Origin of the sequence: Streptomyces sp. NPDC048479 (assembly GCF_040651435.1) — a bacterium.
GTDB lineage: Bacteria > Actinomycetota > Actinomycetes > Streptomycetales > Streptomycetaceae > Streptomyces.
Map to the genome: position 1 here is coordinate 1 of NZ_JBEZKA010000101.1, position 2,309 is coordinate 2,309.

Annotated in this window: 1 pseudogene; it reads right to left on the bottom strand. The window is 67.9% G+C overall.

The features are described from left to right. Nucleotides 1-104: 104 nt before the first annotated feature. Nucleotides 105-1,631 (bottom strand): annotated as a pseudogene (istA, locus tag AB0D12_RS41140) (IS21 family transposase). Nucleotides 1,632-2,309 lie beyond the last annotated feature (678 nt).

Sequence of the window (2,309 nt, forward strand, 5' to 3'; positions counted from 1 at the left end):
GGGGGGTTTTTTTAAATGGGTTTTTTCATATTCTTTTTTTTTTGGGGTTTTGATTTTGGGGGCTGGCCGGCCCCGGGCCGCTTCGCGGCCCGGGACCGGAAGGATCAGGAAGCCGGGCGGCCGAAGTCGGCCCAGGCGGAGGTACCGGGCTGGACGGAGTGTGTCTCGTCGGCGACGACGAGATCGGCGGGGCGGGTGCCATGCCGACGGTGTTGGACGATGGACATCAAGTCGTCCTCGGCGAACCGGCCCGCGGTCGCCGCGAGACCCAGGCCCAGGTCGACCTCCGCAGGGCCGATGAGGGCGGCGAGCTCGACGGCGGCGGCCATCTTCACCCGGATCCGGGTGGTGCCCGCGGCGCCGGCCTCGGTCAGCCAGGACTTCGCCCCGGGGCCGAGCTGGAGGAAGGCTTCCTCGGCATCATTGACGGGTTTCGGTTTGGGCTGGCGCGGGGAGCCGTCCGTCTCCTGCGGATGGTTCGGATGGTGCGCCAGGTCGATGACGGGCCGTCCGGGCAGGGACAGCGGATGCCGGGCGACTCCGGCCGGACCTTGCATCCACTCCGGCCGGTGCGTGAGCCGGGACAAGTCCACCACCACGACGAGTTCCTCGCCGTCCGCGCGGACTCAGGCATCCTGGCCGACCAGGCCCGGCGGGGTCGAGTACCGGACTGAGCCGAAACGGACGGTCTGGTCCCGCAGCACCTGACGGGACTCACCGAGCGCGAGGGTGTGAGGGGCCACGGGCAGTGGGTGCAGGCGGGTGCGTTCGACGTCCAGCGCGGAGGCCGGGGTCCTGCTCGTCTCGCGGTGGACGCGAGTGTTGACCTGCTGACAGAAGATCGCGCAGGCACCGCGGAGTTCGGCGAAGCTGCCGTACTTCTCCCGCAGGTTCGCGGAAGTGGGGATCAGGTCCGCCTTCGCGATACGGACGGTGGCCCTCACTGCCCCCTTTGGACTCGGGATCGAACGGGACACAGGTGTGTACCTGCAGGCCGTAATGACGTCCCGCGGCAACGACTTGAGGATGACGGACCGCGATCCCGGCGACCCGGTCGATGGTCATCGTCTTCTCGTTGTCGGTGAGCACATAGGTCGGTGCCCCGCCGATCGCCCGCAGAGTGGAGTCGATGCACGAGATCACCGTGGGCAGGGTCCGGTCCCAGACCGGGATCACCACCCGGAAGCGGTACCAGGCCAGCCACGCGCAGAACAGGAGCGTCTCGCGCTCACTTCCACCGCCCGGACCAGGCACTTTCGGGCCCCATCCCCAGTCGAACTGCAACCAGAGACCGGGCTCGGTGATCCACGGCCGGTAAGTACGACGGTGGCCGGCCCGCCAGCGTTCCTTCGCCCGTGCGACCGCCCGCCGCGTCGTTCGCTCGTCCCCGGCGAAGCCCAGCAGCTGGAGGCGTTCATGGAGCTTGTCGGCCCGCACCGTGCCCTGCGACCGTTCGACCCACTCCTCGATCTTCGGCATGAACGGGTCGATCAGCTTCGGCCGGCTCACCGGACCGCTCGTGGTACGACCCGCGTCCCTCATTCGTGCGTACCGGCGCACGGTTCGACCCCCGCCAGCGCAGCCGCCGAATGCGCACACTCGGTGGCGTCGAGAGCCTCGAAGATTTCCATGATCTCCCTGTCAGACTTCTTCACGATCCCTCCGGAGGATGAGTTGGTTCGCTGCCAGGCAGCACCGAGCCAACCCCCGGAGGGATCACCTGTTCGGAACCGACACGAATGAGTCCACGGAAAGGGAGAGCAACTGTCCGCAGATCAGGACCTGACTTGTGCGCCTACAAGGATCTTGCGCCGTCCGCTGTCAAACAGGACCTCGACCCGACGAACGATGAGATCGGCGCGGGACTATCCCCGCGGGTGCGGGGAGCAGGCTCCGAGGGCGTCGGTGAGGGCCTGGTGCTCGGGACCATCCCCGCGGGTGCAGGGAGCAGCCGTTGACGATCGCCCTGCGGTCGCTGGGCGCGGGACCATTCTGCGGGTGCGGGGAGCAGACTTCCCGCCAGGATCTGCCGGGCTTGAGTTCGGGACCATCCCCGCGGGTGCGGGGAGCAGACCACACCGTGACCAAGGGCACCGCGGCAACCGGGACCATCCCCGCGGGTGCGGGGAGCAGTCCACCTGCAGCGGGAGGGAGCGGGCAAGTTCAGGACCATCCCCGCGGGTGCGGGGAGCAGACTGCGCGATGTGCGGCTTTAGAAGCCTTCCGCTTACCGTTCGACAGGCTTGATCAGTCGAACACGGTTCCTGTTTGGGTGATCTCTCGGCAGCCGCGGCATAACGGCAGGGCCT